The sequence below is a fragment of the Paenibacillus glycanilyticus NBRC 16618 genome, assembly GCF_004000805.1.
Taxonomy (GTDB): domain Bacteria; phylum Bacillota; class Bacilli; order Paenibacillales; family Paenibacillaceae; genus Pristimantibacillus; species Pristimantibacillus glycanilyticus.
On sequence record NZ_BILY01000001.1, the window covers coordinates 159,025 to 181,195 of the forward strand.

The following is a 22,171-nucleotide window of genomic DNA, read 5'->3' on the forward strand; positions in this document are numbered from 1 at the left end:
TGAAGAAAAATTAATTTAAATACAATTTTTGGAGGAGCTAAATGTCTGAATACTATGTCATTTTTATAAGGAGTATCTCTTCCTTTATCCTCCTTTTAATCATCACAAGATTGATTGGCAAACAAACATTATCAAACATGAATAGCCACGATTTCGTAACCGCGATTATCCTAGGCGCCATAGCGGCGAACATTGCGTTTAACGAGAAAATCGTTCTATCCCATCTTGTCATTTCACTAGGTGTGTTTACTGTCACTTCGTGGCTGCTTAGTCTTTTATCTTTAAAAGGAAGAAATGTGGAGAGATGGTTATTTGGAAAACCATCCGTCGTCGTAGATGGAGGAGTATTACTTCAGGAAAACATGAAGAAAAACAAATTAACACTGGATTCCTTAAACGAGATGCTCCGGGAGAAGGAGATTTTCGACATTGCCGAAGTTGAGTATGCCTTACTTGAAAACAGCGGCAAACTCTCCGTTCTGAGAAAGAAAGAATATCGGCATCTTAATTTACATTTACTAAATGTTGAAAAAGCATATCCGCCAAAACCAATAAACGTTCCTGTGGAACTCATAAAAGAAGGCAAGTTTATTTACGAACATTTGCATGAAGCAAATATTAAGACTGAAATGATCGAAAAGGCTGTGCAAAAGAAGGGACATGTTCTTACCGATGTGTTTTACGCTGTAAGAGGTACGGATGGGAAAATGTATTTTGATTTTTATCAAGACCAATTAGATCGTCCAAAAGATATGTAAATCCAGGAACTCACGGCGTAACTGCCTGCCGTGAGTTCACTGAAAGATTATGCTGCTCTCTTCCCGGTCTGCTGGGCCGCCCTTCGTTCAATCAACCAGACCAATCCCCAGAACACGATTGTGCTGAGTATCGCGATAATCGCAGAACCGCCTGCATGAATAATAGCCACAACGGCAAACGCGGTTGCCAGCAAGAAATGAATTTTTCGCAAATGCTTGTTCTTGACGCGCCGGATTAGAAAACCGTAGATCCCTAACGAAAGCAGCAGCGCAAATCCTGCGATACCTGTATAAGTGTCGTCTTTTATTCTCGATTGCGTCAAAAAATAGATGCCATGCGCAGCAATTAAGACGATTACGGCGTACCCGGCAAGTCGATGCGCTTTGTCAAATAGCTTGACCAGCTTCTTCACAAGAGGAGACGGCGATTTGCGCTTGCGCTTCAATCGCAGCCACGCGTAACTAACGGCGGCGCACCAGACAGCAATCGTTCCCATGGTCTTGAATAGGCCTTCGCTGCCTCTTTCTTCAGGGTTTATTCCGGGAGGGCCCTGATGGATTGTGCCAAAAAATGCGTAGAAGATCAAGGCAAGACTTGCCAGTGCCACAACTACGGCGGGAACAAATACGCTACGACCAGGTTTCATGTGCATTCCCCTTCTCTCTTCAACGTTTGATTCAGTATAGGAGGCAGGTATTAAAAAGATCTTAAAAATTTATTATTCACTTATTATTTCTGTTTCCATAAAAAAAACCGTTCACCGCAGGAGACGGTAATCGGTTACTGATTAAACCATTGTTAAGCTTCATATACTCACATCGCGCTAAGCCGCAATTCATAAAAATACTGAACGACGGGATGCTTTAACTTGATTGTATCGCTCATGTTTTGAAGCCTTTTTTTCCCGACCCTTCTGTCAATCAACGCAAGGATATTCAATAAGATATCCTTGCTCTCCATGCTCTCTTCAATGGAAAGAGATAAAAATTTATTGGCTATAAACACAAAATTCGATTTGCTTAGGGATGTCTGCGCCGTCAAAAGCTCCTTTGCTAGCTCACCGATTTTCCTGCCTCTTGCCATAACCTTTAGACGATCCTCCGGAACAAGCCCTTTGGTATCCGCTCTGACGGCTTCAATCTCATCCTTGCTGATCGGAATTTGAAGCAACGGGTCATTCTTGATTTCCTGCTCGGTCTGATACCATCTGATCAATGTAGTTGCATCATTCATATTAAATACGTTCTTCTTATCTACGGCTATATAACAAAGCCCTGCTTTATCGGGTAAATAACGGTAGCTGGTTGACCGGTATTCGACCCTCCCCGATAACGCCGGACTAAGAAAGCTCTCCAGTTGCTGCTTCATTTTGCTCCAGGACATGTAAACCTCCAAAATTTCAATACTTCTTGTCTATCATACAGGAATATGCACCTCAATCCCACTAATGTTAACGAAAAGGCGGCAAACCCGGATAGGTTTGCCGCCTTTTCGTTAACTCGTATTCGAAAATAATTATTTCGCGGCTTGCTTCTCTGCGATCGCGTTGCCCGACTTGGAAATCTCGTTATAGGCATCTTCAATCGATTTCTGGCCGTACATAACGGCATCCATCGTTTTCTTGTAGTTGTCTACCCACTCCGTCCACCCTGCGGCAGCCGGGGAGAACGGCATGGCTTTATCAATCGACGTATCGTATAATTTCTTGCCCAGCTTCTCCTTCGGTTGCAAGGTAGGTTCAAGCGCTGCATAGATCTCGTCGTAGATCGGAATGCCGAAGTTCGTGCCATACGTTTTGCCGGCTTCCTGATCCGTCACGAACCATTTGATGAAAGCCTTCGCCGCATCCTTATGCTTGGCATCGGTGCTTACGCTTAGGAAGATAGTCGGCTGCGCCCATCCGCCGCCTTCCGGCCCTACCGGAAGATTGACGACGTCTATTTTTCCCGGCATTAACTGCTCAAGCGCTCCTACCGAACCAACCGTTGCGCCCCGCGTCATCACTTTGCCGCTTGCCATCGGGTCCGCTTGCGGGTCGTTCTCCTTAAATGCGCTAACCATGTCCGCAGGAGGAACGATTTTCTTTTCGCGGAATTCCGCATGGATGCCGTAGAATTTCATGAACAGGTCTTTGTCCAGATTAAACTTCTTGCCGTCCTCTTGAATAATCCGGCCTTTGCCGTATGACATTTGATAATACTGGTAGAAATCCCACGTATCCGTGTCGCTGATCGGATAGACGCCATCCGGAAGCTTGGCGCGGGCATTTCTCGCAAAGTCGAAATATTCGTCCCACGTCCAGTCTTTCTTCGGCAGTTCGATGCCGGCAGCCTCGAGCGCTTCCTTGTTGAACGCCATGCCTTGCGCATTGCGGCTGATCGGGATGCCGTAAAGCTTGCCGCCGATTTTCAAGTTTTCGAGCGTTTTATCGTCGATGACGCCTGTGAGATCGATATCCGATAAATCCTCCAGCGTGCCTCTAGTCGCGTATTCTTGAATGTATGCCCCGTCCATATGAAGGACATCCGGCAGCGAATGGGAAGCGGCCAATGTCGGAAGCTTCTTCCAATAATCGTCCCATGCCATGTATTCGGGCGAGAAGGTAACCGATGGATTTAATTTCGTATAGACCTCCTGCGTCTTCAACATCGCCTGATGCCTGATATCCGCGCCTTGCCACATGATTTTGAGCTTCACCGGAGCATTGGAGGCGCCATTGCCGCCAGCGTTTGAAGCATTCGCCTCCCCGTTATTCGCGCCGCCGTTCCCGCAAGCCGACAAGCCCAGTGTGGCGGCAAGCATGAATAACGTGAATCCTTTGTAAACACTTCGCTTCATCTTTTTTTCCCCTTTACCTTGTAATTTTTAAGCGGGATCCGCCATGCCGTTATCCCTTTAAGCCCGTCGTTGCAATCCCCTCGACGAACTGCTTCTGCGCGAAGAAAAACAAAATGACGGACGGCATAACCGAAAGCAGCGACATCGCAAGCAGCCTGCCCCATTGGATCTCGAACTGATCCACGTACATGCGCAGCGCCAGACCAACCGTAAACTTGCCAACCGAATTCAAGTACAGCATTTGCGCGAAGAAATCGTCCCAGCTCCATATAAACGTAAAGATCGCCACGGTCACCAAGGCAGGCTTAATCAGCGGTAAAACAATCCGATAGAAAATACCGTAGACGGAAGCACCGTCGATCTTGGCGGCTTCGTCCAGCTCCCGCGGAATCCCTCGGATGAATTGCACGAGCAAAAAGATAAAGAAGGCGCCGCCGCCGAAGAAATGAGGAAGAACTAAAGGTATGTAACTGTCCATGAGCTGAAGTTTATTGTAGAGAATGTACTGCGGCACAATCGTCACTTGTCCCGGCAGCATCATCGTAAGCAATAGGATCGAGAATAACGCACCGCGAAACTTAAAGTTCAGACGGGCAAAGCCGTAAGCGACGATCGCGCTTGTAAGAACGCCTCCCAGCACGTTCCAGAACTCCATAAGCAGCGTATTTCCGAAGAAACGTCCAAACGTAAATTCAGGGGAGAATTGCCAGCCCTTGGTGTAATTTTCCCATATCGGCGTTGAGGGCCAGATAGATGGCGAGCTCATCTCGGCCGTCGTTTTGAGCGAAGCGCCCACCCACCAGATAACCGGGTAAAGCATCAGGAGAGAGAACGCAATCAGCAGCAGATGGCTGGCAACCTTATGATTCTTAAGCGCTTTGTTCACTTTTGCTTCCCTCCGTCCGTCTCGTAAAATACCCAGTAGCGCGATACCAGGAAGTTAATGGCGGTCATCAGCGCCACGATTACGAGCAGAATCCAGGCAAGCGCCGAGGCATATCCCATTTGATAATGCTTAAACGCTTTCTCGTAGAGGAACAGGGCGTACATATACGTCGAATTGATCGGGCCGCCCTGCGTAACGATAAACGCGGAGGTGAACATTTGGAAGGAACCGATAATGCCAAGCACCAAGTTGAAAAACATGACCGGCGACAGCATCGGAAGCGTGATGTGGAAAAACTTTCTCAGCTTCGATGCGCCGTCAACCGACGCCGATTCGTAAAGCTCGCCCGGAATCTGCTTCAGCCCGGCCAGGAAGATAACCATCGTAGAGCCGAATTGCCATGTATTCAGCAGAATAAGAGTCCCAAGCGAGGTATGCGGATTCGTTATCCATCCGACGCCTTGAATGCCGAACCAGGAAAGCACATGATTGAAATAACCGTTCAGATTAAACATGTTGCGCCACAGCGCCGCTACGGCAATACTACCGCCAATGAGAGAAGGGAAATAGATGGCCGTCCGGTACAGATTCATGCCCTTCACATTTTTATTCAGCATCATCGCGACCATTAAGGAAAAGAAAAGCTTCAGCGGGACGGAAAACAACACGAAGATAAAGGTGACTTTCAGCGATGTCTTGAAATCGTTATCGTTAGTGAAAATGTTGGCGTAGTTATCCGTACCGGTCCAGGTCGGAGCCTCGAGCAGCGAATACTCCGTAAAGGACAAATAAAAAGACTGGATGATTGGCCATGCGGTAAGCAATAAAAAGCCTATTAACCAAGGTGAAATGAATATGTAGCCTGCCAGATTGTTATCGTTGGTTCCTTTGAGCTTCTTCGTCAAGCGCAGCTTTGTTGCCGTTGCCGGCTTATTCATAGCTTCAGCCTTCATTTCATGTTCATCCCCCCTCACAGCATCTATAAGGCTCATTCTATTGAAATCGCTTACATGTGTACATGCGATAGATTTATGAATTGGTTTGTTTTTTTACACTCTTAAGCGACCTTAAAAAGCTCTTTCGAACACAAAAAAGCTATGCAGCCGCAGCTTGCATAGCTTCTTCCCTATCAAACCTGCTTATCCGTTCAGATTCCCCGCAAGCGCCCTTCGTTCCGCCGTGGCCGCCTCCATCAACCCTTTAATGTACCCTACGCCATACAGTCGTCCAAGCGTTTCGTAGCCGGGATTCGCATTGTCCTCCCCTTCCATTGTCGGAACATGGTCCGGTCTTGCCGGTCCGTCGAATCCAACCTCGTAATACACTTTCATCGCTTCGTACATATCGGTCTTGCCGTCATCGTGGAACGTCTCCTGGAATTTGTCCGGCGTGCCCACGACGTCGCGGAAATGCACAAAAAACAACTTGTTCCGATTCGCAAAATGGCGGATGACATCCGGGATATGCTCGCCAGCGGTCGCAAGCGTGCCTTGGCATAACGTAATTCCGCTGTATTCGCTTGGCACGAGATCAATGGCGCGCTGCAAAGCCTCGCTATTCCGGAGAATGCGCGATACGCCGCGAATCGGGCTTATAGGTGGATCGTCGGGATGCAAAGCCAGCTTGACCTTCGCCTTCTCGGCAATCGGCACAATTCTCTCCAAGTAATATCGCAGGTTGTTCCATAATTGATCCTCCGTTACGATCCCCGCTTCCGTAAGCGGCGCGCTTTGCATCAAGGAATGATCGTAGCTCGACACAAGCGCTCCGCCGCGCGTACGCGTCGTTGTCGACGTGCGGAACCAATTGAACTGCGCCATGAAATTGTAGCATAAGACCGGGATGCCAAGAGCGCCCATATTCGATATGAGCTGGCCCATCCATTCAATTTCTTCGTCTCGTCCCGGCAAGCCAAGCTTAATCTTATTGGTTGGCGGTGCCGATTCAATAACGAGCAGCTGGATTCCGTGATTCTCGTAACGCTGCTTCATGTGCAGCAGGTTCATATAATCCCAAGGCTTCATGCCGTTATCTTCCTTCGGCAGCGGGCCAACGGCGTAATCGACGCCCATCTGCTTCGCCAGATGCCATAGCTGGTTCGGATGGGAAGTGAAAAACTCGGCTAGTTTCATAACCTTGTACACTCCTTCATTATCGTAAATAACCCCCAATGAGATGATGGATAGCTGGTTAATTTGCATCTCGGAATTCGCTTGGCGACAAACCTACCTTCTTTTTGAAAATTTGACTGAAATAACGAGAGTCCTGGTAGCCGACACGCTCGGCGACTTCATAGTTTCGCAGATGAGTCTGCTTGAGCAGTTTTTTGGCATGGGTTATTCGGATGCGGGTCAGATGCTCGATAAACGTGACTCCCATTTTCGATTTGAATAGAAAGCTTAAATAGGCGGGAGTAATAAATACTTTATCGGCGACGTAATGCAAGGATGCCTTATCGTATTCCTCCTCCATCAATGTAACCGCTTTCTTAATTAGGTTGCGATTTAGGCTGTCGGCGCTGCAAGGCGTTCCTCCCATTCCTTTTATCGCCTGGCAAACGGCATCCGTCATTTCTTCCAGCGTATTCAGCTGCATAAGCGCCGTCATATCGGGCGTGTTGCATAAATGGGACTGTCCAAGCTCATATTTGACCCGAAGCTGCAGGCTGACCAGTAGTTGAAGCGTCGCGTCAACGACTTTCTTGACCGGCAGAGGACCGGTGCGAGTGAGCTGCCGGTAGAAGTTCTCTACCGCTTGCCGGGTTGATTGTTCGGTAATGGAATCGTTAGTCAAGAGACGCAGAAGCTCGTCTTCCTTATCCCGGGGATATTCGGCGTCCGTTGCATACTCGGGAATACTGCTGTAGTAAATGGGCTGCGAATGGTTTTGATAGAATCGGTGTTTCATGGCGAAGAGGGCTTGTTCGTATCCATGATGCAGACTTGATAATTGCGAAGTAGGATTGCTGATGCCTAGCGAGATCAATTGAGGGTTAAAGCTATGCTCTTGCTTGCAGATGCTGCCGTATAACTTCATGATGGATTCGCGGTCGTCCCAGGAGAATAGAACTCCGACATTTCCCTTGTCATCTGGCAAAATAGCGGTGTTGTCCGGTCCATGGCGCTTGATGACCGCATAGAGTTCATCCACGGCGTATCTTCGGGACCATAAATCCGCCTCCGGGAGGCTAACGCCAAACAGGGCTAGAGCCGGATAAGAGTAATAAGCGTGAAGCCCGCACTCATCCAGCCTCCTCTTCATTTCTCCGGCTTCAAAGCTGCCGCCGGGAAGCAGGTCGTTTAGCGTCTGAGCTCGATCCATAACCCCTTGCTTCATAATCGGCACTCCTCTCTTGAGAAAGGATGAATAAAAGAATGCGGCTGAAGGGCTACTCTCCGATATAGTTTTTATAGAAATCGAGTCCCCTTATCAGCTTCGTTTCCGTCTGATCAACGTCGCCCGATTTAATGAGATCCAGAATTTCGGTATGGGAGTCAGAAAGCGTATGGCCGGGATGATCCTTGTTCGTTACCGTAATGAAACGCATAACTTTCGTTTTGATGCTGTTCCAAATGTCGTAGAGAAGAGCATTGCCACTCCTCAAATAAAAATAACCGTGAAAGAGCATATCCAGCTCGACCAGCCGGTAAGGATCGTCCTTGTCGATCGCATCCCGCATGCCGGCAATAACGCTTTCCAGGTAAGCGATATCCTTCTCATCCAGCACCTTCATCGCTCTGCGAAGCGCCTCGCCCTCAACCATTTGCCGGAGCTCGTAAATGTCCCGTATCTCCTGGGCCGTAATTTCGGAAACGGCCGAGCCTTTATTCATTTTGCCGACAATGAGACCTTCCTGCTTCAGCCTCTCGAGCGCCTCCCTGACGGGAGCTTGGCTGACGTTGAATTGTTTGGCGATATCCAAAACGATAATGCGGTGTCCGGGCAGCAGTTCACCTTTCATAATTTTTTTCTTTAAGGCGATATAGACATGCTCGCTAAGAGAGATTGGACTTTGCTCTGAACTGGCTGTTTCGATGGACACGGGCTCTCACCACCTTGAGATTTGGTACGGATTATCGATAATCGATAATTCGATGCTAGTCGCTTCGGACGGGAAAGTCAAGATGAAAATTTCCCACTTTTTTCAAGCTGAATCAACCGTAAAAAAACAAACAAAATCATAATTTTGCGGCATGGCTTTTCGCTTCAATCGGTCGGTAAGATGGTCATGTAAAGCAAATCGCCTGCCGAAAAGAGTCCAGTATTCATGAGGGGGTGTACATGATTTGAAGAGGAAAGTGGTCTTTATCGCGGATGCCGACAGCTGGTCCGCCGAGGTACTTATCGCACGGTTTAGTCAAGATGGCGCGAATCTCATTCTGAATAGTTCACGTGAGGATAAAGAATGGGACAACATGATCGTTAGCTGCACCGCCGCAGGCTCAAACCTGCTTGTTACCCATGCCGATCTTAGCAGCAGCGGCGACATATCAACAATGCTGGATCAAGCCGAGAAGCTGCTTGGCCCAGTCGACGTCATGATTCACAATTGCTGTGCGATAAGTCCCGCCTCTGTCGAAAGCTGCGAAGAAACGGAGTTTGTCGAAATCATGCGGAAAAATGCCAAATCGGCCTTCTTCTGTACCCAAGCGCTAGGCAAACGGATGGCGGTAAGAGGCTTCGGAAGCATGATCTTCGTCAGCTCCATTCATAACGAGAAGCCTGCCGGATCGTCCTTCGCTTACAGCATCTCTCAAGGATCGGTGAAGATGCTTGCTCATGAAGCGGCCTTGTTTCTCGGCCGATCAGGCATCCGAGTCAATGTAATTGAGATGGGCCCTGTCGAGGGTTCGGACACGACGTTTCAAAGCCCGGTGTCCGGACTTTACGACGATTACCGTTACAAGGTGCCTGGCGGAAAGCTTGGGACGGCTAAAGATCTGGCCGAGCTTGCCTTCTTCCTGGCCGGAGAGGAAGCCGGCTATTTGAACGGCGCCGATATACGGCTGGACGGCGGTTTTCTCCTGCATTACATGGATCATCGCATGAACAAGCCGGCCGGGGAGGAGACGCGAACGTCATGAGCCACAGCTTGACAGGAAAATCGGCACTTGTCACCGGCGCGGGAACGGGCATCGGCAAGGGTATCGCCTTGGAGCTGGCAAGGCGCGGCGCGAAGGTGGCCATTCACTACAATTCCAGCGATGCCGGAGCCAAGGATACGCAGCACCAGATCGAGGAGTTTGGCGGCAATTGCATAACCGTTCAAGCCGACGTCGCGGAACGGGAGCAGATCGTGCGCATGGTCGATACGGCCGCGGCTGAGCTTGGCGGCATCGACATTCTGGTCAACAATGCCGCGCTGCAGCTTAATCTTAACTGGTTCGATTATACGGAGGAGCTATACGACCGCGTCATGAACATCAACCTTAAAGGATACTGGCAATGCATGCAGGCGGTTATCCCTTATATGAAGGAACGGCATTTCGGCCGCATTATTAATATTTCCTCCGTGCATGGCAAAAGACCTACCGACTTCGACGTGGTCTACTGCATGTCGAAAGGCGGCATCAAAATGCTCGGGAGGGAAAGCGCCATTGAACTGGCGCGTTATGGCATAACGGTCAATACGATCGCTCCCGGCGCGGTCGACGTGGGCAAGTTCAAGGCGTCTCATAAGGAACCCAACCGCAAAAAGTTTCCGCTTGGACGCGTCGGACTGCCTGAGGATATCGCTTCGCTCGTCTGCTACGTCGCCTCAGACGAAAGTTCGTTTATGACCGGCTCGACCATCCGCATGGATGGTGCCGGCATGTTGATGTAATCTGCCCAATACCCATATTCCCGCAAAGGAGCATTGCCCATGACTCAACAGGAAACCTATGATAGCACGTTAGCTCACGTCAACACCTACTCCAAGCCTTCGGAGCTTCGCATTACCGACATTCGCTTTGCCGATATCGCAGGCGCTCCCATGCACTGCAGCCTGATCAAGGTGTTCACGAACCAAGGCATCGTTGGCTTCGGGGAAGTGCGCGACGGCGCCGACAAACAGTTTGCCCTTCAGCTCAAAAGCAGGCTGCTGGGCGAAAATCCGTGCAATATCGACAAGCTGTTCCGCAGAATCAAGCAATTCGGCGGACATTCCCGGCAAGGCGGCGGCGTAAGCGGCATCGAGATCGCCCTCTGGGATATTGCCGGCAAAGCTTACGGCATGCCCATCTATCAAATGCTTGGCGGCAAATTCCGCGACAAAATCCGCATGTATTGCGACACCGACGTTGACGGTAAAGATACGGGTAAAGCTATGGGCCTGGCGCTGCAAAAAAGAATGGAGCAGGGCTACACCTTCCTTAAGATGGATCTGGGCATCAATCAGATTATTAACGAGCCCGGAACGTTAAGTGCCCCTCTTGGCTTCCTGGAGGATATGAAAGCGTTGTCCAAAGCCTGGTATTCCCGAAAGCATTCGAACCTCTCCGAGCACCAGCTGCGGGAAATTCGCAGCCGCCACTACGATATTTATAACATCGCACATCCGTTTACGGGCATCCATGTGACGGAGAAAGGTCTCGACATGCTGGAGCAATACGTAGCCGACGTTCGCATGGTCGTCGGCTACGAGGTACCTCTTGCCGTAGACCATTTCGGGCATATCGGCTTGCAGGATTGCATCAAGCTGGGCCGCCGCATCGAAAAGTACAACCTGGCTTGGATGGAAGACATGATTCCGTGGCAATACACGAATCAATATGCCCAGCTCGCAAGCGCGGTGACAACTCCGGTCTGCACCGGAGAGGACATCTATCTCAAGGAGAACTTCAAGCCGCTTCTGGAATCCGGCGGCGTATCCGTCATCCATCCCGACGTGCTGACGACGGGCGGTATTCTGGAAACGAAAAAAATCGGCGACATGGCCCAGGAATACGGCGTCGCGATGGCCATTCATATGGCGGAGAGCCCTATCGCCTGCCTCGCAGCCGTGCATGCCGCAGCCGCCACGGAAAACTTCCTGGCGCTCGAATACCATTCCGTCGATGTCGATTGGTGGGACGATCTGATCGTCAGCAAGTTGCCAAAGCCGCTTGTCCAGAACGGCTTCATTCATGTGCCCGATGCGCCGGGCCTTGGCATCGAAGCGCTTAACGACGAGGTTATCGCTCAGCATCTGCATCCTGAAATTCCAGGGCTTTGGCTCCCTACCGACGAATGGAACGGCTACTGGTCCAACGACCGGCTATGGAGCTAAGCAGCAAGACAAAAAATAAAGCGAGGTGTCCGATATGAAATTTAATAATGCCGAAGATACCATTCAGTTATCGCCGCTATGGCAAGGCGAGCGCTTTCCCGACGGCCGTCCCAAAGTGCCGTCCAGCGTTCTTGCCCGACTAGGCAGGATCACGCTCGAGGAGGCTTGGGGCCCCCTCTGGTCGAGAGGATATCATTATCAATTCGAGGGCGATTTCAAAATCATTCACCCGAACAAGGTGATGGTTGGCCGTGCGGTTACGGCCGTTATGGTGCCGAAACGTCCGGATCTGCATGATACGCTGCTCAATTACGGCCATGAGCAAGAGGATCGCAGAGGCTTTTTTAACCAATGGGTAATCGATTCGCTGGAGGAAGAGGATGTCGCCGTCATCGATATGTTCGATAAAATCTATCAAGGCACCTACGTGGGAGGCAACCTGTCCACGGCTATCTCAACCCGCACGAAGACAGGAGGCGCCGTTATATGGGGCGGTATACGCGACAATCAGCAGGTTCAGCAAATCGAAAACATTAATGTTTTCTATCGGGGCAGCGACCCAACCGCAATAGCAGATGTCACGATGGTCGGCATGAACGTTCCCGCCCGCATTGGCCGGGCCGTCTGCCTCCCCGGCGACGTTGTGCTTGGCACGCCGGCAGGCGTCATCTTCATCCCTGCCCATTTGGCGGAGCTGACGGCTACCCATGCGGAAAAATCGCAGGTCCGCGACGTGTTTGGCTTTGCCCGCTTGAACAGCAGAACCTATACGACGGCGCAAATCGATGCAGCATGGACGACCGCCATGTGGCAGGACTTCATTCAATGGTTCGACACTGACAAAGCTGCCGTGCCATATCGCCATTTGACATGGGAGCAGGAGCTCGAAGAAGCGCGCAAGAGTGAAAATAACGGCCCTTCCAGCGATGTCCGGTTATAAGGTAATATAGGAATAAAAAGGAGCTTAATTGATGGATAAAGCGATATTAGGCCGTACCGGTTTGCAGGTTACGAAATTAAGCTACGGCGCCATGGAAATACGCGGACCCCGCGTATGGAACGGAAGACCGGTCGAGGATGCCGATGCGGGCCTCATCTTGAATACCGTGCTCGATGCGGGTATCAATCTGATCGACACCTCTTACGATTACGGCCGCAGCGAAGAATTAATCGGCCGCTTCATCAGCCACCGCAGGAGCGAGTTTATTCTGGTGACAAAATGCGGCTGCTGCGTCACGAACCGCGGCGATCATGACGAGACATCCCATATTTGGACGCGAGATAATCTGCTTCATAATATCGATACAAGCTTAAAGCGCATGAAAACCGACTATGTCGACGTCTTGCAGCTTCATGGACCTACGGTGCAGCAAGCCGAAGAAGGCGCGCTGGTCGATGTCCTGAAGGAAATTCAAGCTAGCGGCAAAGCCCGTTACATCGGCGTTTCCTCTTACCTTCCGAATCTTCCGGCCTTCGTGGACTGGGGAGCATTCGATACGTTCCAGCTGCCCTACTCCGCTCTGGAACGAGAACACGAGGATTGGGTAACAAAAGCCGCGGACACCGGAGCCGGCATCATTGTCCGCGGCGGCGTGGGACAAGGCGAACCGGGTATCGGGCGGGGTTCGGAGGAACGCTGGAGCGCCTGGGAGCAAGCGAAGCTGGACGACCTCTTGGAACATGGCGAGCAGAGGACCGGATTCCTGCTGCGCTTTACCCTATCCCATCCTTCCATGACGACAACGATCGTGGGCACCAAGAATCCCTCCCACTTGGCTGAAAATCTCCGTTATGCCGAGCTTGGCCCGCTACCAAGCGACGTCTACGAGGAAGCAAAGAAACGATTGGACGCCATCGGGCGGACGGCAATCGTGAAATAAAACATAAACGAGCCAATGGAATTCAAATTCCATTGGCTCGTTTTTTTATTCAGCGTTTATCCTTTTACCGATCCGGCGGTCAGCCCCCGAATGAAGCTTTTCGAACCAATTGCGAATAAGACGAGCACCGGCAGCGTTCCGATCGACAGTCCAAGGATTTGCGCCGCAAGATCGGTTCTGTACGCGGAGCCTAGCGTCGTGATGCCTAGCGGGATCGTGTACATCTCCGGCTTGTTTATGACGATTAACGGCAGCAGGTAATTATTCCACGACCAGAGGAAGACCAGCAGGGAAAGCGTTGTTAATGCCGGATAAATAAAGGACAGCACGATCCTGAAAAAGATTCCGAGATCCGAGCAGCCGTCGATGCGCGCGCTCTCGATCACCTCGACCGGTACGGCGCCGCGAATGAACTGCGTCATCCAGTACACGCCAAACGCGTTTGCCACCCAAGGCAGGATAAGCGGCATCAGCGTATCGGAAAGGTTGAGATAACGCATCTCGATCACGTACGCGACCAGGCCTAGCTGGCCAGGGATCATCATCGTCAGCAGAACAGCTCCGAAAATTTTCGATTTGAACTTAAAATCGTATTTCGCGAACGCAAACCCGGCAAGCGCGCTGACGAACACCGACAGGAGCGTGCTGGCAGCCGAGACGACAAAACTATTCCAGTAGGCCAGATCGAACCGGCTCGCCGCAACCGTCTTGAAGTTTTCCGCAAGGTAGTTGCCAGGATAAAGGACGATCTTCGTAAAAAGGTCTTCGTTCTTGTAAGTGCCCATAACAATCATAATGTAAAACGGCAGCAAGGCGACAATCGACAGCAGCGCGATACCGACCGTCGCAGTAACCGTACGCGATCGTGTACTCATTTAGGATTCCTCCCTGTAAAACTTGGTGCCAACAAACGAGAACACGGCAATAATGACGCAAAGTCCGTAAGCGATCGCCGCGCCTAGTCCGTAACGAGTTGTGCTGCCGAATGCCGTGTCATACATATTCCAGACGGTCGTCAGGCAGCATCGTTCCGGTCCGCCGATAACGGCAGACGCCGAGCCCATTCCCGCGCCGCCTAGCAGCAGCATCGGCTCCTCGAGCAATTGAAAGCCGCCGATAATTCCCGTAATGGCCACGAAGGTTGTGACCGGTCGAAGCAAGGGCAGCGTTATGGTCCAGAACGATTTCATGCCGGTTGCGCCGTCGACGGCAGCCGCCTCGTGCAAATCCTTCGATATGTTGGCAAGTCCTGCCAGATAAAAAATCATCGTGTAGCCAAAGCCCTTCCAAAACAGCATCAGAATAATGACGATACGGGCATACATCGGTTCGCCAAGCCAATAGATCCCTTCGTCGATGAGACCGAATTCGAGCAGCAGCTTGTTGACGAAGCCGGCCTGCCAATCGAACAGCAGGTTGAACATGAGGCCGACCGCAACCGGCGTGACGATGTACGGCAGGAAGTTGACGAGCTGGAAAAAGGCTTTCCACTTGACGAATTTGCTGTAGAGCAGCGAAGCAATCGCTAGGCCAAAGGCCATTTGAAGCGGCAGCGATACGGCCACGAACAGCAGCGTATTCCCGACCGAGGTGAAAAAATATGAGTCGGGATTAAACAGAAAAGCATAGTTGTCCAGCCCAACGAACGTTTTTTTCCCGATCCCGTTCCAGCTCGTCAGACTCACGTAGAACGAAAACAGGATTGGAATCAGGCCAAAGGCCGCGTAAAACAGCATATACGGTGACAGAAAAAGATACGGCGCCCATTTTCGCTTCACCACATCCATTATTCCCACTCCGATCGTTATAAGGTCAAGGAAAGCGCAAAGAGCGGCCGCCCGGCCGCTCCCAGCGTCTCTTCGTCATCGTGGCTCGCCGTTAACCGAACGTAACGTCCGGCACTTTCGCCTTCAGCTCTTTTTGAATCCGGTCCATCGCCTGCTCCACGCCGAAGCTTTTATCCTTCGAGAGAGTCTGCAGCACGATGCTCATCGCTTCGTCAAGCACTTGGTCGTTCACGTTCTCGGCAACGTCGGTCGTTACCCCGGAGATGTCCACGAAGAACTTCTCCCCAATATCCTGTGTGCCGAAATTCTCCCACGTCCAATTCGAGAATTGTTTATTCTGATAAGCCTCTTTGTAATGGGTAAATACGCCGTCCTTCTTCTGCGCTTCCGCGCCTGCCTGCGACATCGAAGTAAACTCGATCCATTTCCAAGCCAGCTCGGCGTTCTTGGCGCCTTTCGGAATGCCGTGCGACGAACCGCCACGGATATAACCGCCATCCGGAGCTACCATCAGCGCCCACCGGTCAGGCTTCTTGTCGTTTGGTCCGATGACGTATTGCGGCATCCAGACCGGGCTTGGCGTAAACATGTATTTATCGCCGCCAAACGAGGCGTTCCAGGCCGGCGTCCATTGGTCGAGCTTGTCTACAATGCCCGCATCGCGGAACTGGACAAGCCGCGTTACGATGCTTTGAAGCAGCTGAACGTTTAACTTGTTGCCCTCGAAGTACGGCTGATCCCGCTGACCCTTCAGAATATCGTAGACACCGCCAAGGCTTGGGAACATCATGACCTTACCGCCGCTCTTGTCGAGCACCTCTGCGCCTTTGGCGATAAATGCATCCCAGTCCGGCAGCATCGCTTCCATCTCTTCGGGATTGTCCGTACCCAGATACTCCTTGGCGAGCGACTTGATGTAGGCAACGCCGGCAACGCTCATATCATCCGGAATAGCGACCAGATGGTCATTCATGGAGAATGCCGGAGCGTCATACTCGAATAACACGTTGCGGTCCGCATTATAAGGGTCGGCCTCTAAATCTTGCAAAATATCCATGCTGAAGATCTTTGCCTTCTGCCCGCGCTCGATCCGGATAACGTCCGGCAGCTCGCCGCCCGAGGCGATCGTCGTCTGCAGCTTCTTCGGAACATCGGCCGCTTCGACCTGCACTCTCTTCACCTTGATCCCCGGATATTTCTCGTTAAAAGCCGCCAGCGCCGTCGGATGCTCCGGCTCCCAAGTCCAGAGCACGAACTCCCCTTTAAGCTCCTTATTGCCTCCGTCCTCTGCAGCACCGTTATTCTCTGTTTCTGCCGCCGGTGTGCTCGTTTTGACGTTTCCGCCGCTGTTGCCTCCGCTATTGCCGCCGCTTCCGCCTGAACATGCGGCTAGCAAACTAACAAGAGTCAAAGCGGTCATTGCCTGCGCGATTCCTCTTCCCCATTTCGAACGACGCATCCCAAATCCTCCCTTAGGTTTTTGGTTACGCTCTCATCATATACAAGTGCCTATGAAAGCGTAAACATAACAAAACTGCATTTTTGGTCGGGATTCTGCACTTTGCTTCACCGCCCTTATTACGTAGAGTATAATGGATTCAAATATGGACATGGGAGGCTCCCTTCGATGAAGATCATATTGGTGGATGATGAACGCATTGCCCTGGAGCATATACGAACGCTAATACCATGGGAAGAGAATGGATATGAGATCGCAGCCGCGGCAACAAACGGCCGAAGCGCGCTGCGTCTCTGCGAAGAGCATCGTCCCCAAATCATGATCGTGGATATCCGCATGCCGGTTATGGATGGACTTGAGCTCATTCGGGCGGTAGCCGAACGCGGCTGGGGCGTCAACTTCATCGTAATGAGCGCATACGAGGATTTTAATTATGCCCGTCAGGCGATATCGCTCGGTTGCGTGTCGAGCTACCTTGTTAAGCACGAGGTTAATCGAGACAAGCTTATGCAGGAACTTGCGAAAGCAAAGCTAGCTTGGGAAATGAACGAGCGGCAGCGCAAGCTCTCCCGATCCGAACAACTGAAGGAAGCGTTTTTCGCCAGCAGTCAGCCTGCCAAGCATGGCGCTCATATCGCGCGTCCGCCGCTATGCGCGCTGCTCCTGCAAGCAGATGTGCCGTTCACGACAATTCCATCCGTCACAGCGTCGCCCGATGCCAGCGGGACAATAGGATGGACGGAAGGCTTTAAGCATGCGGAGACAACCGCCGACTGGGAATTAGTCGGGGAATTCGCGCATGGACCCGGCAGGCTGGTTGCATTGTTTGAACAGCGCGATAAAAGCGTCTCCGTGCAGCGTGAAGCTTTTCATAGAATCGCCTCGACTGCGCAGCGGGAGTTCGATGGCCGGCTTGGTTATACCGTCTCTTTCTATTTCGCTCTCGAATACGCCGATGCGGCGCATTTGCCCGCGTTGATACGCAAGCTGGAAGAAGCCGCGCGACACACCGTGTTTTCCGGACGCAATACTCTGGCATGCGCGCATGATCTTCCCCTGCCAATCCGTATGGCACCTGCGAATATGGATGGCAGCCGCCGGTGGCTTGAGACGTTGGCGGCCTGTATCGCACAAGAGGATTACGGCAGTTTTGAAAGCGTTATCAACGAATGGTTCGACAGTTTCACGCAGCCGGAATGGAACTTGAACGGTTTGTACGAAGCCATCCGCGCGCTGACAACCCTGTATCGCGAACGGCTTGCTGCAGCGGGACTTCCCGAGGCGGATCCACTGGATCCAATAACGTTCGGTCCCCTGTATCACGTAACCGATATACGCAACCGGTTCCTTCATGCTTTCGGCGAGCTGAACGAGCAGGGATCAACTGCACGTAAACGTCTGTCCCCGAAGCTCCTGCAGGCCATACGTTACCTTCATGCTCACTTCCAGGATGAGATCGGGGTCGAGGATGCCGCTGCCGCAACCGGCATTAGCGTTAGGTATTTGCATGAGCTATTTAAGCGGGAGCTCAACCGCACCTTTCTTGACTACTTGACCGAATACCGAATTAAGCAGGCTAAAATCATTCTTATGCGCGAGGACGCCAAAATGGCTGAAGTGTCCGCTCGGGTCGGCTATCGTTCCCCCCAGCATTTCAGTCAGGTGTTCAAGCGGCTGACCGGCGTTCTCCCCCATCAGTTCCGTGCTAAGGAGCAGGCCCGATGACCAGGCTTCGCACCGTCATTTTCTGGAGAATCGTTATCGTTGCCGCCGTCAGTTTTCTGCTGTCCATAGCCTTTACCTACTATTACTATAATCATATCCTGATCGACCAAATGATGCAGGAGGACAAAGCGAAGCTGAGCCAGACGGTACGGCAGCTCGACTACATGTCCGATGATATTTCGAAATTTACGTTAACGCTTATCATTGCCGAACAGCTGCAGGAGTTCTATAAAACGTACGATCAGCTCGATACGTTTGATCAGTTCAAGGCTTTGCAGAGTACGTTCAAGTTCGTCGACGGCTACAAGGGCCTCCGCAAGGAGGTGGCGAGCTATGCGCTTGTGCTGCCGGACGGACGAGTGTTCTGGAACGCAGCCGGCAACGACAGCTATTTCAGCGAACGCTTGAAGGAACCGTGGTACTTAAATTTCGTCCGATCCGGAACCGAGTACGGCTTCACCGAGCCCCACCGTATGCTTGCCGACCAGAAACCGTCATCCGAGACGACCATCATTAGCTATGTCGTGACGGTACGGGATATCGAGAAGCCCGGACAGACGATTGGTAAATTCATCGTTAATCTCGACTACAGCCATTTTCAGTCGCTGCTCGACTTCAGTCCTTTCGGCAACTTAACCTGGCTTAGCGAATCGGGGGACGCGCTCTATGTGAAGCCGAATGACGGCGAGCAGGCAATAGCCCGTCTCGTTCAAGATCTAGATGACGGTACGGGCACGGAAGGCGCATACCGCGTGAACAACGGCTACCTGCTTGTCGACCGGTTCGAAACATCCGGATGGCGGCTGGCCTCCTTCATCTCGCAGGCATCGTTGTTCGACCGCGCCAAGATCGTCTTGTACCTGCTCGGCTTCTTCACGCTTGTCAGCACCTCGCTTATCCTTGCCCTGATGATTCCGGCCATCCTCCGCATTACCCGTCCGGTCATGCGGCTGTATAATGCGATGAATGCGGTATCGAGCGGTAATTTGCAGGTGTCCGTGCAGATCGATACCGGAGACGAGATGGAAAAGCTAGGGAACGGGTTCAACCGGATGACAAGCCAGCTCAAAACTCATATCGAGGAGTCCATCCAGCACGAAAAAGACAAGCGCGAGCTTCAAATGGAGCTGCTGATGTCGCAGCTTAATCCGCATTTTGTTTACAACACGCTGAATGCCGTTATTTACATGGCCCAAAAACAAGGGAATGAGGACATCGTCCGTATGGTCTCCGCTTTTATTCGCGTGCTTCAGGACGCGGTGAAAACGGGCGGAGACGATTCGCTTGTCCCGCTCCGTAACGAAGTCGCGCTGTTAAGAGATTACATAGATATTCAATCGTACCGGTACGCAGATATGTTTAAGGTGGAGTGGGCGCTGGAAGATGAGCAGCTTCACTATCTTGTACCGCGCATACTGATTCAGCCGTTTGTCGAAAACGCCATTTTCCACGGCATATGCCCAAAGGACGAGCCCGGCACCATTCGTATTGCCGCTTGTGAATCCGAGAGCCAACTTATGATCACCATCGAGGACGATGGAATAGGCATCGAGCCGGAGCGGCTGCAGAGGATTTGGGAATCGCATGAGAAAAAGAGCAGCCCCGGGCTGAGACACATCGGCCTTAGCAATACGAAGAGGCGGCTGGAGCATCTGTTCGGAAGCCTTGCATCCTTACGGATTGAGAGCGAAGTCGGCCAGGGGACTCGCGTCTTCATTCGGCTGCCTAAGGTAAGCAAGTAGTGTGCTCTGCTCTATCCCGTTAAACGAAAGACAGCTGCCGATAAATGGTCGGCAGCTGTCTTGTGGTCTCAAGGCAATCGTTAAGTTAAAGGCATAACTATAGGGCTACCGTTTTCGTTGCAATTTCCTCTTGGAAGATCCGGTCATGCTCAACAAAAATCATGGTTGGATTAAAGCTTTTAATAAGCTCTTCTATTTGCATGCGTGAATAAACATCGATAAAGTTTAGCGGCTCATCCCAAATATACAAATGGGCTCTCTCGCATAAGCTTTTAGCGATAAGCAGCTTTTTCTTCTGGCCGCCGGAATAGTGGGATATATCTTTTTCGAACTGGATCCGGTCAAAGTCCATCTTACGCAGAACGGATTTAAAGATCGGTTCGTCAATCTGATGTTCTTCAATAAAGTCGGACAGCTTTCCCTTTAAATGAGAGGTATCCTGCTGTACATACGAAATGACGAGGCTGGAGCTAACGTTCACTGTGCCCGTATGCCGCAGTGGCTCCCCTAGAATTAATTTTAGAATACTACTCTTTCCACTGCCGTTTTTGCCATCAAGCACGATCCGGTCTCCCGCTTCCACCTTAAAACTTAATGGCTTATTCACGAATTCACCATCATACATGACGGACACGTCCGATAACTGCATCAGTTCTTTTGATTTGTATTCTAGAGGTTCTAATTGCAAAGACTCCGTTTTTTCCACGTTTTTAAGCAGCGTAGACTTCTCTTCGATTGCTTTATTTTGCCTTGCTTCCAGGCTCTTTGCGCGTTTCATCATTTTTGCGGCTTTATGTCCTACAAAGCCCTTGTCCAACTTAGACCCCGAATTCGTTGTGCCATTTTTGGAGGCTTCCACTTGATTGGACCAATTAGCTGAACGCTTGGAAGATTGCTGCAGCCTTCCAATGTCTTTCTGTAAACGCTCATTCGTTTTTTCCTCATGTTCCTGCTGTCTATCGAAATTCAGCTTCCAAGAGGAATAATTACCGCTTTGAACCTCTATATCGGCTCTGTTTATGGATAAGATATGATCTACGCAGCCATCCAAAAACTTTCTATCATGCGAAATTAAAATGAACCCTTTTTTCCTTTTTAAATATTTGGCAACCATCTTCCTTGCATGGGTATCCAAATGATTGGTCGGTTCGTCGATTAATAGAAATTGCCCTTCGTTCAAGAAAAGCGCAGCCAGCAACACCTTCGTTTGTTCCCCATTCGATAACGTTTCGAACGGTCTGTACATCACTTCAGCATCGACTTCCAAATAAGATATTTCCCGAAGAAATTGCCAATCCTCTGCTTGAGGACAAATCTCTTCCAATATTTCGTAGGTGAGTCTGCTTTTGTCCGAGACCGGATACGGAAAATAATTAAATTCTACCGACGAGACAATATTACCGCTGTATTCGTATTTCCCTAATAACAGATTGAAAAAAGTTGTCTTGCCTCGACCGTTGCGGCCAATAAAACCAAGCTTCCAATCCGTGTCGATTTGAAAACTAACGTCATCAAAAATAGGATCAAAGCTGCTGGGATATGAAAATGTCAGGTTTTGTACATGAATCATTGACATGGTAAGTTCCTCCTTTTTATAAACAACTTGCTTCTTTATAAAAAGTCGGCACATATCCATCGACCTTCATTTACTCCGTATAAGTGGAATGGATACTTACCGACTTATACGGAGTAAATCATGCGTAACCACCGTGTCTGTACTCATGTTCCCCCTCCTTTTCTTTTCCGCTAATCGCGCATAAAAAATTATAATTTTAGCATGCCAAATTTCAAAGTTCAACAAGGTTATAGCTAAATAAAAAGGAGCACTGCTTTAACAGCGCTCCTT

20 protein-coding genes are annotated in these 22,171 nt (G+C 50.7%); 8 read left to right on the forward strand and 12 right to left on the reverse strand.

The features are described from left to right. Window positions 1–41 precede the first annotated feature (41 nt). Complete coding sequence (locus tag PGL01S_RS00585) at window positions 42–758, forward strand: DUF421 domain-containing protein (RefSeq protein WP_127490631.1); 717 nt, start codon at window positions 42–44, stop codon at window positions 756–758. A gap of 47 nt (window positions 759–805) precedes the next feature. Here the strand turns inward: PGL01S_RS00585 and PGL01S_RS00590 are convergent, their stop codons facing one another. From PGL01S_RS00590 to PGL01S_RS00625, 8 genes are all read right to left on the reverse strand, one after another. Beyond that, a complete protein-coding gene (locus tag PGL01S_RS00590; RefSeq protein ID WP_127490632.1) occupies window positions 806–1,405 on the reverse strand; it encodes a hypothetical protein in 600 nt (199 codons plus the stop codon). 167 nt (window positions 1,406–1,572) lie between these two features. Beyond that, a complete protein-coding gene (locus PGL01S_RS00595) occupies window positions 1,573–2,142 on the reverse strand; it encodes an SF0329 family protein (protein WP_127490633.1) in 570 nt (189 codons plus the stop codon). Window positions 2,143–2,274: 132 nt separating this feature from the next. Beyond that, window positions 2,275–3,597 carry an ABC transporter substrate-binding protein gene (locus PGL01S_RS00600; protein ID WP_127490634.1) on the reverse strand — a complete coding sequence of 441 codons (1,323 nt, stop codon included), beginning with the start codon at window positions 3,595–3,597 and terminating at the stop codon, window positions 2,275–2,277. Window positions 3,598–3,646: 49 nt separating this feature from the next. Further along, window positions 3,647–4,483: a carbohydrate ABC transporter permease gene (locus tag PGL01S_RS00605; protein WP_127490635.1), complete on the reverse strand. Its 837-nt coding sequence runs from the start codon at window positions 4,481–4,483 to the stop codon at window positions 3,647–3,649. Further along, window positions 4,480–5,436, reverse strand: a complete 957-nt coding sequence (locus tag PGL01S_RS00610) for a carbohydrate ABC transporter permease (RefSeq protein ID WP_127490636.1) — start codon at window positions 5,434–5,436, stop codon at window positions 4,480–4,482. The genes PGL01S_RS00605 and PGL01S_RS00610 overlap by 4 nt, the downstream gene beginning before the upstream one ends. A 186-nt stretch (window positions 5,437–5,622) precedes the next feature. Continuing rightward, window positions 5,623–6,615, reverse strand: a complete 993-nt coding sequence (locus PGL01S_RS00615; RefSeq protein ID WP_127490637.1) for a mannonate dehydratase — start codon at window positions 6,613–6,615, stop codon at window positions 5,623–5,625. Between the two features lie 58 nt (window positions 6,616–6,673). Next, window positions 6,674–7,819 (reverse strand): helix-turn-helix domain-containing protein, encoded by a 1,146-nt coding sequence (locus tag PGL01S_RS00620; protein WP_127490638.1) that lies wholly within the window; start codon window positions 7,817–7,819, stop codon window positions 6,674–6,676. Between the two features lie 52 nt (window positions 7,820–7,871). After that, window positions 7,872–8,525: a GntR family transcriptional regulator gene (locus PGL01S_RS00625; protein WP_127490639.1), complete on the reverse strand. Its 654-nt coding sequence runs from the start codon at window positions 8,523–8,525 to the stop codon at window positions 7,872–7,874. Between the two features lie 244 nt (window positions 8,526–8,769). On the opposite strand from PGL01S_RS00625, the gene PGL01S_RS00630 reads away from it, so the two are divergent. From PGL01S_RS00630 to PGL01S_RS00650, 5 genes are read left to right on the forward strand one after another with little or no spacing between them, the layout of a single operon-like run. Continuing rightward, window positions 8,770–9,567 carry an SDR family NAD(P)-dependent oxidoreductase gene (locus PGL01S_RS00630; RefSeq protein ID WP_127490640.1) on the forward strand — a complete coding sequence of 266 codons (798 nt, stop codon included), beginning with the start codon at window positions 8,770–8,772 and terminating at the stop codon, window positions 9,565–9,567. Beyond that, window positions 9,564–10,307: an SDR family NAD(P)-dependent oxidoreductase gene (locus PGL01S_RS00635; protein WP_127490641.1), complete on the forward strand. Its 744-nt coding sequence runs from the start codon at window positions 9,564–9,566 to the stop codon at window positions 10,305–10,307. The genes PGL01S_RS00630 and PGL01S_RS00635 overlap by 4 nt, the downstream gene beginning before the upstream one ends. Window positions 10,308–10,346: 39 nt before the next feature. Then, entirely contained in the window at window positions 10,347–11,732 is a 1,386-nt protein-coding gene (locus PGL01S_RS00640) for a mandelate racemase/muconate lactonizing enzyme family protein (protein ID WP_127490642.1), read from the forward strand. A gap of 34 nt (window positions 11,733–11,766) precedes the next feature. Next, on the forward strand, window positions 11,767–12,672 hold the full coding sequence (locus tag PGL01S_RS00645; RefSeq protein ID WP_127490643.1) for an RraA family protein: 906 nt from the start codon (window positions 11,767–11,769) through the stop codon (window positions 12,670–12,672). Between the two features lie 31 nt (window positions 12,673–12,703). Further along, a complete protein-coding gene (locus PGL01S_RS00650) occupies window positions 12,704–13,612 on the forward strand; it encodes an aldo/keto reductase (protein WP_127490644.1) in 909 nt (302 codons plus the stop codon). A gap of 56 nt (window positions 13,613–13,668) precedes the next feature. Here PGL01S_RS00650 and PGL01S_RS00655 read toward each other — a convergent pair whose 3' ends face one another. The 3 genes from PGL01S_RS00655 to PGL01S_RS00665 form a co-directional block, all read right to left on the reverse strand. Continuing rightward, complete coding sequence (locus PGL01S_RS00655; protein WP_127490645.1) at window positions 13,669–14,487, reverse strand: carbohydrate ABC transporter permease; 819 nt, start codon at window positions 14,485–14,487, stop codon at window positions 13,669–13,671. After that, window positions 14,488–15,399, reverse strand: a complete 912-nt coding sequence (locus tag PGL01S_RS00660; RefSeq protein WP_127490646.1) for a carbohydrate ABC transporter permease — start codon at window positions 15,397–15,399, stop codon at window positions 14,488–14,490. Window positions 15,400–15,490: 91 nt separating this feature from the next. Continuing rightward, window positions 15,491–16,858 carry an ABC transporter substrate-binding protein gene (locus PGL01S_RS00665; protein ID WP_127490647.1) on the reverse strand — a complete coding sequence of 456 codons (1,368 nt, stop codon included), beginning with the start codon at window positions 16,856–16,858 and terminating at the stop codon, window positions 15,491–15,493. 168 nt (window positions 16,859–17,026) lie between these two features. Here PGL01S_RS00665 and PGL01S_RS00670 point away from each other — a divergent pair, with 168 nt between their 5' ends. Both PGL01S_RS00670 and PGL01S_RS00675 read left to right on the forward strand, forming a co-directional pair. After that, window positions 17,027–18,583: a helix-turn-helix domain-containing protein gene (locus PGL01S_RS00670; RefSeq protein ID WP_127490648.1), complete on the forward strand. Its 1,557-nt coding sequence runs from the start codon at window positions 17,027–17,029 to the stop codon at window positions 18,581–18,583. Beyond that, window positions 18,580–20,325, forward strand: coding sequence for a sensor histidine kinase (locus PGL01S_RS00675; RefSeq protein ID WP_127490649.1), 1,746 nt, complete (start codon window positions 18,580–18,582; stop codon window positions 20,323–20,325). The genes PGL01S_RS00670 and PGL01S_RS00675 overlap by 4 nt, the downstream gene beginning before the upstream one ends. 97 nt (window positions 20,326–20,422) lie before the next feature. Here PGL01S_RS00675 and PGL01S_RS00680 read toward each other — a convergent pair whose 3' ends face one another. Beyond that, entirely contained in the window at window positions 20,423–21,901 is a 1,479-nt protein-coding gene (locus PGL01S_RS00680; RefSeq protein WP_127490650.1) for an Lsa family ABC-F type ribosomal protection protein, read from the reverse strand. Window positions 21,902–22,171 lie beyond the last annotated feature (270 nt).